The sequence below is a fragment of the Gluconobacter sp. DsW_058 genome (genome assembly GCF_002153615.1).
In the GTDB taxonomy this organism is placed as follows: Bacteria; Pseudomonadota; Alphaproteobacteria; order Acetobacterales; family Acetobacteraceae; genus Gluconobacter; species Gluconobacter cerinus.
Window position 1 is genome coordinate 1 of record NZ_JOPH01000071.1, and the last position, 8,661, is coordinate 8,661.

Sequence of the window (8,661 nt, forward strand, 5' to 3'; positions counted from 1 at the left end):
CTCTGCTTGCTGTCCTACAGATACAAAGTGAATCAGATCTCAGGCAGACCGTATAGGCCTTTTGTCAACGTGACTTAAGCCTGAAAAGCGGTTATCCTTTTTTCGATTTTTTAAGCTCGCGTTCGATCTCAATAAGTCTGTGTTTCCGCCAGAGACCACCACCATATCCCGTCAAGGAGCCGTCCGCGCCAATAACGCGGTGACATGGGATCATCAGCGCTATCTGGTTGGCACCATTGGCGCGCGCAACAGCTCTCACTGCGGAGGGACGGCCGATTTGCCGTGCAATGTCAGAATAGCTTCTGGTTTCACCAGCAGGAATTGTTCGCAAGGCCTCCCACACCTTTTGTGTAAAGGCGCTTCCGGCCACAGCAAGAGGGGTATCAAACCTGTCTGATCGCGCAGAAAAATAGGCCGCGAGTTCGGTTTCAGCCTGCTCTGATGGGGGCATACGGCCGATACCAATTCCCCCCGGCGAGGCCTTGTTAAGTTTCTTGAGCTCTGCGGGCAGCGCTTTTCGATCTACGAACTCTAAAAGATGCAGATGACTGCGACTGCTGACAGCCATCATATCGCCCAAAGGTGTGGGTATCCATGTCGCCTGTAAAAGCTTATTGGGGCGCAATTCTCCCGGTGCGCATCCCAGCAGACGAGAAAAAGCCGCACGAAACGCACTTGCTGATTCAAAGCTGGCCTCATGCTGAGCTGTAATGACCTTGCCCCCCTCGGCCAACGCTTCGAACCCTTCTCTCAGACGCCTCTGACGCGCCATTTCCAGAAATGTTATTCCAAACTGTCGCTTGAAGCTCCGGCGGATTGTAGAAGGGTCGTACCCCAACCTGATAATACAGTCTTCAGACCATCGCACATCAGGACGTGTATCCAAAGCCTGCAAAAGGGCCAAAATTGCAGGGTCGGCAAGCGCTGCAGCCTGAAGCGGATGACAACGCTTGCATGGACGAAAACCCGCTTCAATACAGTCCCCAATCGTCGGGTAAAACGTACAATGCTCGCGCTTCGGTTTTCTGGCCGGACAGGTCAGGCGACAAAACACCCCTGTTGACGACACGCAGACGAATGCCTGTCCGTCGAAATATTCGTTCCGGGCAAGCAGAGCGGCATAGAGAGTGTCTGGGTCAGGAAGATCGAATAGCATTCAGAAAACCTATAGCCACCAACTCTCAAATGTCGCCGGTTTTCAGGCGTTGATTTTTTATTTTCGGCGTAGCCTCTTCCTTGGCACCCAAATACCCGCCAAGGGACGGGTATCGTTTTCTAAGGTTCGCTCGTCTAACGCCTCCATGAGAGGCGCAGCTTTCAATTTTCTTCAGTCCGCAGATGAAAACACGTGATCTCGGATGGTCTGCCAAGCCGCAGTGCAAAACCTGGCCACAACCCGGTCCCATTACTGACGTAGAGCGTCATATTACCCACATTGTAGCGCCCGGAGACGAAACCGTTATTACCGCGTGCCACCAAACGATCTAACCCCAAAATCATTCCGCCGTGCGTGTGACCGGATAACTGCAGGGCAACGCCATATTCGGCTGAGGCACGCGCATCCCCAGGTTGATGATCGAGCAATATGACCGGCGCTCCGTCCGGGCTCCCTTTAAGGGCTTCCTCTAAATCTGGGCCAGGCTGACCATGGCCGGGCGCAGACCTGTCAGTCACGCCGACAACTACCAACTGATTTGGCCCCTTGGTAACCACTGCATGGTCATTCAACAGCATATGGAAGCCTAATCCCGACAGATGCTGCATCCAGTCGGAATAATTGAAAAAATACTCATGATTTCCCGGAATTCCCAGTACACCATCATGCGCCTGCAAGCGGGCGAGTGGTGCGACATCAGCACGCCGCATCTCCACAGATCCGTCGATAAAATCTCCTGTCACAACGATCATGTTTGCGTCTGCCGCGTTGGCACGGTCGACCATTGCTGCTGCCCATGTGGCCGGAAACAGCCGACTGATATGCATGTCACTCAACTGGAGCAGCCTGTATCCATCAAACACCCTGGGCAGACCGCGAATGGTGATCGTCACATCTCTGACTGGCGGTACGCGCAAAGCATTCGCAACACTCACAGCAGCCAGAACTCCCGCAAGGGCGCCAATAGCCTCTCGGGCACCAGCGGAGATATGGACTGGCTGCCATTCCGCGAGAGCGAAGACCAGTGCACCAACATCAAGCGCGATCTGGAACAGCGTGAGAAACAGGTTTGCCCCAAAACCCCAGTTGAATAGGACGACGAAAGGTCGAGGAAATTCCGGAGCGAAAACGGAGCCTGACGAGAGCCTGGACCAGTAATGATAAAGCGCCGCGACGATCACCAGAACGCTTCCGAGCATTTTCGCAGCGAGAGGCAACGGAAGCGGCCAGAGCCAGTTCAGGATCACGACAAGGAGGGGCAAACCGAAAACAACAAGACGCACGGCAATCAGCCTCCTTGCATGAAAGCACCAAGAGACGACCATCGCCTCTTAGCCTTAGAACCATTCACTACGTCCATGTGCTGGACGTCAAAACTACGCATGATCTCAAGACATGAGACATGTTTGCATTTCAGGAAAAGCTCTCTCCAACCATCTCTTCGCTCTTCTTCCAAAGAGCCTCGGCATGAGCCAGATCGAGCGCATAAGACCGCACGCCCTCATCCCCCAGACCAAGCGGTTGATCATCTGAGACGATTGGGCTCACGTGGCAGTCTTCACAGTAGCGACCACCTATAGCATCTGCATCCGCCACAATCCCTGCCCAAACTGATGTAGCGGCGCCTTCCGGGATGGTCTTGAACTGGAATGGCGGCTTTCCCTCCTTGGCAGCCTGTTCATTGATGCCTGTGACCATAGCCTCGATTGCTCCTGCAGGCATATGACGAGGAAGTTCAGTCAAGATACCGCCAGGATGAACGGCTGTAGCCCGCACTCTCCGAGCACGATGACGCGCGTCGAACGCAACGGCAAAGAGGATATTTGCGGTCTTGGAGCGCCCGTAAGCAACAAATGGCTCATAGAACGTGTGGTCAAAATTCGGATCTTCCAGATCGACATCTGAAAAGCGATGGCCCGCGGAAGACAAGTTCACCAGTCGGGCGCCATTGTTCATAAGCCCCGCTATCCGGTTAATGAGCACGAAGTGACCAAGATGATTGGTTCCGAACTGTGTCTCGAACCCGTTCTTCGTATGCCCGAATGGAGTAGCCATGACGCCAGCATTGGCAATGACCAGATCAAAAGATAGCCCAACACTGTTCAACTGGTCCGCACACGCCCGGACACTGCCAAGATCTGCAAGATCCAGCGCAATCAGCTCAAACTGTCCTCCCCCAGATTTAGCGTCTGCACGAACCTGAGCAGTCGCATTTTCAGCCTTATCCAGATTGCGCACTGCCCCCACGACATGTGCACCATGAGCAGCAAGAGCACGTGCAGTTTCGATGCCCAGGCCCGCAGAAACGCCTGTTACGAGAACGCGTTTTCCCTTGAAAGACAGACCAGAAAGAACATCATCGGTTGTTGATCTTGCGCCAAAAATCTTCGTCATTCGTGAAACTCCTGGGCGTGGTGAAACCACACGCGAGATGATATATGGAGCATTGCTCCGTTTCACATATGCGGAGGGATACTCCGTTTAACAAGAGGGAGCCAATGGCTGAGGATAAAAAACTTCGACGCAGACCGCGCAGCGATGGTCAGCGCAACAGAGAGCACTTGCTAAATGTGGCGAAAACCGCGTTCACGGAGGGGGAAATCGACATTCCCCTGGATGAGGTTGCGCGGCGCGCAGGCGTCGGGATCGGCACGCTTTATCGGCACTTTCCCAGCCGCGATGCCCTCATTGAGGCTGTCTACCGTGTTGAACTCGACCGCCTCGCAGACGCAGCACCTGTCCTAGCCACACAGCATCCGCCAGTCGAAGCGCTTCGCGCATGGATGCGCCTGTTCGTGGATTACATTGCCGCAAAGCAGGTCATCGCACCTGCACTTAACGGACTGGTTGGAGGCACAAGTGCGCTCTATGCTCAGTCCGGAATTGTGCTTCAAGGAGCGATTGACACACTTGTAGCGGCGGCTGTTGCAAGTGGCGATCTCAACGCTGAGATCGAACCGCTCGACCTACTCCGAGCGTTGGCTGGCGTGTCGAACTTTTCAGCCGGTCCCGGGTGGGAAACAAGTGCAAAGCGCCTCGTCGACATCCTTATTGCCGGATCGAGGGCATCCTGATTGTAAACGAAAAAAGGACGACTGATATTCGGCTTCCCTGCCCTATCTAAAATGCTGAATGACTGCGCTCCGTTAAAAAAGAGCCCTTTATACGTCCATTGAGCATCAGTTGACCTGTTTTCACGTGGACAACGAAATTTCATGACGATAGCCGGGTTTCCATAATAGAAACCCGGCGTAAAAAACAGATCAGTGAGCCTGAGACGTCTGCCCATCATCAAGATGCGTAGGCGAGGATATAATCGCCTGTGCGTGTTCCCATACCGGCATGACCTCCAGCGGCAATAACAATGTATTGCTTGCCATTGATCATGTAGGACATCGGGTTTGCCTGCCCACCCGCTGGCAGACGTGCTTTCCAGACAACCTTGCCGGTGCTTTCATCAACAGCCCGCAGGTAATCGTCTGCCGTCGCACCGAGGAAGACCAGTCCGCCTCCCGTCACCATCGTACCGCCGATGTTGAACATACCTGTTGGTAATGGAAGATTGGTGTGGGTTCCAAACGGTCCCGTATCACGGGTCGTACCAATCGGGTGCTGCCAGACGATTTTCGGGATGACAAGATCAATCGCCGTCAACTTGGTGTGACGGCCCCTCACCGTCAGGTAGGATTGCTGTACTTTCGGAGCTCTTCAAAAAGCGTGCGAATGACAGGTCGCACGCCGTGACCAGAAAACTGCTCCAGATACAACTGAGCAATCTTTCTCTGCTGATACAGGTTTCAAGCTGTTCGCCGCACTCGGCCCGGTCCCAGACGCCATCACTCTATTTCTGGATGGCCAACCGATCATTGCTTGCCCCGGAGATACTGTCGCCGTCTGCATGCTCCGAGCAGGCGTTCCCTATAACCGTCTGAGCCCTGTCTCCGGTGCCCCGCGTTTGCCCTACTGCATGATCGGACACTGCTTCGAATGTCTTGTGGAGATTGACGGCATTGCCAATCAACAGGCGTGCCTGACGGTCGTACGTGACGGCATGAAAATCCGCCGTCAGTTGGGTGCGCCTCTGGCTTTGAAACACCCTGAAGTATGACACAGAGCAACATTCCTCCGTACGACGCAGACGTTATCATCGTTGGGTGCGGCCCTGCCGGAATGACGGCAGCTGTCGAGCTCGTTCAGGCTGGCTGCTCCGTCATTATTCTGGACATGCAGCCGACCCCAGGCGGCCAGATTTTCCGTAACCTTGAGGCTAATCTGCGCGACAGTAGCCCATCAGGGCAAACGCTACTGGCCGCCCTCGGACCAGCCTACAAAGCGGGCGCTGAGCTGATCCAGCGCTTCCGGACATCCCGTGGAATTGACCATCGCCCCCAGACAACCGTGTGGGAAGTACGGCCTGACGGAACCGTCGGCTGGTTACAGGGCATGAATGCTGGCTATGTGCGGGGACGTCAGGTTCTTCTGGCTCACGGCGCTATGGAACGGCCCGTCCCATTCCCGGGGTGGACGCTGCCCGGCGTCATGACCGCGGGGGGCGTCCAGACACTTCTGAAGGCAGGACACCTCAAACCTACCGGCAACGTTGTCCTTATTGGCACAGGCCCTTTGTTGCTGTTATTGGCAAATCAGTTGCATCAACTGGGCATCAAACCAGCGTTGATTGGCCGTACTGACCGCTTTGCTGATGCGCTTTCCGGCGTGAGCCATCTGCGTCCGGGTGGCCTACTTTCCCTCATAAAGGGGGTCAGATGGATTGCGCGTTTGAAAGCTGCGGGCGTGAAGTCTGTGACAGGACTGAAGGACCTTGCCGCACATGGACACCGAAAAGTCGAAGCAATCAGTTTTACCGTGAACGGCCGACAGCAAACGCAAGCCTGCGACCTGTTGATCGTCCATGACGGCATTGTGCCATCCATCGATATCCCCAACAGCGCGGGACTTCGCCTTCAGTGGGACGATGCAAATGCAAGCTGGCGCCCGGATACAACCTTTGACGGCCAGACAGCCTCGTCTCTCCCGCCAGAACTGTATGCCGGACGTTGCGTCATTCGCGTCACGGGAGATGCCCGAAGGATTGGAGGGGCAGATGCCGCAATGGCGCATGGCAGACTGGCAGCCCAATCTATCCTTGCTGCTTTGGATCAGGGGACAGGACCATGCAGCAAGGCTGTTCGTTCTGTCAGAAAGTCCCTCTCAGTACGACCGTTTCTGGATGCCGCGTTCCCACCCGGACTGTCTCGTGCCCTTCCGGAAAACGACACGATTGTCTGCCGTTGCGAGGAACTGACAGCCGGAAATCTCAGGGAGAAGATACGCTCCGGTTTCAGAAACATGGATGCGCTACGCGGTGAAACGCGTTGTGGTATGGGTCCATGTCAGGGACGCAGTTGCATGGTGACAGCCGCCCGCCTGCTTCAGGAACATACTCACGCTACCGCCTGTCCACCCACGTTCAGAGGACGCCCCCCAATCCGTCCCATACCATTAGGTGCAATAGCAAACCTGTCTGGCCTTGACCCCAGAGCCACCATACGCCTGACACTCGAAGACAAGCCCGAACATGGCGTAGAGGAGACGGTTGATGTTCCGGCAGAATGAAACCGCGCTTATAATTGGCGCCGGACTTCAGGGCTGTTCGATTGCGCTGCTCCTGGCAAGAGCGGGCTGGAACGTGACGCTACTCGATAAGAATGTCGCAGGGCGCCATGCGTCCAGCGTCAATGCCGGGGGCTTGCGGACTTTGATGCGCGACTGGCGGGAATACCCTCTTTCCGAACTCGCGATGCACCATTGGAAACATCTTGACCAGTTCGTCGGACAATATGCCGCAGCGTCCTGTGAAGTCCGCCTTGGAGTTGGTCAAATTGCCGTCGCACTTGATGAGGCCGAGCTCTCCTGGACGTATAACCGCGCTCAGGACATGAAAGAGCGTGGATTAGGCGCAGAAGAGCTCCTGTCAGAAAAAGACGTCCGACAAATGCTGCCCGGCCTTACAGACAAAGCCATGGGAGGCCTCGTATCGAGGAGCGACGGACACGCAAATCCGGCGGCAAGTACCCGTGCCTTTAGAGAGGCAGCTATCGCCGCGGGTGCACGGATTGTCGAAAACTGCCGTGTTCTGGGGCTGGATCGGGTAGTCGGCGGCGGATGGGCTATTGAAACCTCATCAGGTGCGTATGAAACTGGCGTTCTCATTAACTGCGCTGGAGCCTGGGGAGCACAGATCGCAGCCATGGCTGGACAGACACTCCCCCTGAAAGTCGTTGCGCCCTCCATGATGGTTACGGCGCGGACGCAACCCTTTCTGGAACCCGTTGTGATCGGGATTGACCGTCCGCTATCGTTCAAGCAGAGCGCCGTCGGATCGCTGGTGATCGGAGGAGGAATTCTTGGAAAGCCCTGCGCGGACCATGATACCTCCTTCACCGTGATGGACCGAATGACGCAGGGTGCCGCGGCTACTCTGGAAGCCTTTCCTGGGCTGGCGCACGTGCCAGTCCTGCGCACATGGACCGGGCTCGAAGGCTCCACACCTGATGGAATTCCCTTCATAGGGCCAGGCGAAAACACTTCAGATTTCTGGAATGTCTTCGGGTTCTGCGGTCATGGCTTCCAGCTTGCCCCAGCCGTTGGCCATGTCGTGAGCCGGTCGCTTGTCAGCGGAAAGGTTGATCCGCTTCTGACGCCGTTTTCCTGTGCTCGCTTTAATACGGGAGGGGCAGGATGAACACACAAAGTCTGGCTCTCGTCGGGTTTGGCCCAGACGGCTGGGGGAAACTTCTGCTGTTAGCTGCGGGTCTGACACTGGCAGCAGCAGTGTGTAGCTTCGCACTCGGCAGTCTTCTCGGGACTGTTGGCGCAGCTCTGAAACTTTCCCCAAACCATGCTCTGCGTTGGATAGGGACATTCTACACAACCCTGTTCCGCGGTATTCCGGAAATTCTGGTCGTCTACCTTTTCTATTTTGGGGGATCACTTGCCCTGACGCATCTAATGCATCTGGCAGGCTTCCCCGGTTTCTTTTCGCTCCCTTCGTTCGTCATTGGTGTTGTTGCCATCGCTCTGGTTTCCGGCGCCTATCAGACGGAAGCTTTTCGCAGTGCGTACTGTCGTCTGGAACGTGGGCAAATCGAAGCAGGCAAGGCCTGTGGGATGTCGTCTACTGTCTTACTAAGGCGCATCATAGCACCCCAGACACTTCGATTTGCGCTCCCGGCTCTTGGCAATATCTGGCAGTCCGTTTTGAAGGAAACAGCTCTTCTGTCCATCATCGGACTTGTAGAACTTCTCCGACAATCCACGATTGCATCCGGTGCAACGCGGCAGCCTTTATTGTTTTATGGGGTGGCGCCCTCGTCTATCTCATCATGGGGCAGACGACGGCTCTCGGCATCAGGGCCGTCGAAAAGCGCTTTTGCATGTCCCGCCACGGACAACCCGTTCGCAAAACATGCAGCATACCATTGAGAAACCGGCGGTTGTCTCCC

General features: G+C 55.6%; 8 protein-coding genes and 2 pseudogenes. 5 read left to right on the forward strand and 5 right to left on the reverse strand.

What is annotated here, in order from left to right:
* Window positions 1-91 precede the first annotated feature (91 nt).
* The 3 genes from HK24_RS12155 to HK24_RS12165 all read right to left on the reverse strand — a co-directional run bounded on the left by HK24_RS12155 (window position 92) and on the right by HK24_RS12165 (window position 3,550).
* Window positions 92-1,156: a bifunctional transcriptional activator/DNA repair enzyme AdaA gene (locus HK24_RS12155; RefSeq protein ID WP_086634692.1), complete on the reverse strand. Its 1,065-nt coding sequence runs from the start codon at window positions 1,154-1,156 to the stop codon at window positions 92-94.
* Between the two features lie 161 nt (window positions 1,157-1,317).
* Complete coding sequence (locus tag HK24_RS12160; protein WP_086634699.1) at window positions 1,318-2,439, reverse strand: metallophosphoesterase; 1,122 nt, start codon at window positions 2,437-2,439, stop codon at window positions 1,318-1,320.
* Between the two features lie 130 nt (window positions 2,440-2,569).
* Window positions 2,570-3,550: an SDR family NAD(P)-dependent oxidoreductase gene (locus tag HK24_RS12165; RefSeq protein ID WP_086634693.1), complete on the reverse strand. Its 981-nt coding sequence runs from the start codon at window positions 3,548-3,550 to the stop codon at window positions 2,570-2,572.
* Between the two features lie 104 nt (window positions 3,551-3,654).
* On the opposite strand from HK24_RS12165, the gene HK24_RS12170 reads away from it, so the two are divergent.
* Window positions 3,655-4,230 (forward strand): TetR/AcrR family transcriptional regulator, encoded by a 576-nt coding sequence (locus HK24_RS12170; RefSeq protein WP_086634694.1) that lies wholly within the window; start codon window positions 3,655-3,657, stop codon window positions 4,228-4,230.
* Window positions 4,231-4,419: 189 nt separating this feature from the next.
* On the opposite strand, the pseudogene HK24_RS12175 reads toward HK24_RS12170, so the two are convergent.
* Window positions 4,420-4,810, reverse strand: a pseudogene (locus HK24_RS12175) (membrane-bound PQQ-dependent dehydrogenase, glucose/quinate/shikimate family); the annotation flags it as partial.
* A gap of 181 nt (window positions 4,811-4,991) precedes the next feature.
* Here HK24_RS12175 and HK24_RS12180 point away from each other — a divergent pair.
* From HK24_RS12180 to HK24_RS12195, 4 genes and pseudogenes are all read left to right on the forward strand, one after another.
* On the forward strand, window positions 4,992-5,264 hold the full coding sequence (locus HK24_RS12180) for a (2Fe-2S)-binding protein (protein WP_346344010.1): 273 nt from the start codon (window positions 4,992-4,994) through the stop codon (window positions 5,262-5,264).
* On the forward strand, window positions 5,261-6,772 hold the full coding sequence (locus HK24_RS12185; RefSeq protein ID WP_086634697.1) for an FAD/NAD(P)-binding oxidoreductase: 1,512 nt from the start codon (window positions 5,261-5,263) through the stop codon (window positions 6,770-6,772). Before HK24_RS12180 ends, HK24_RS12185 begins: the two co-directional genes overlap by 4 nt.
* The gene (locus HK24_RS12190) at window positions 6,756-7,901 is read left to right on the forward strand and encodes an FAD-binding oxidoreductase (RefSeq protein WP_086634698.1); all 1,146 of its coding nucleotides are present in this window, start codon (window positions 6,756-6,758) and stop codon (window positions 7,899-7,901) included. Before HK24_RS12185 ends, HK24_RS12190 begins: the two co-directional genes overlap by 17 nt.
* Window positions 7,898-8,428, forward strand: a pseudogene (locus tag HK24_RS12195) (ABC transporter permease subunit); the annotation flags it as partial. The gene HK24_RS12190 and the pseudogene HK24_RS12195, both read left to right, overlap by 4 nt.
* A gap of 103 nt (window positions 8,429-8,531) precedes the next feature.
* Here the strand turns inward: HK24_RS12195 and HK24_RS14060 are convergent.
* A complete protein-coding gene (locus HK24_RS14060) occupies window positions 8,532-8,633 on the reverse strand; it encodes a hypothetical protein (RefSeq protein ID WP_369826542.1) in 102 nt (33 codons plus the stop codon).
* Window positions 8,634-8,661: the final 28 nt, after the last annotated feature.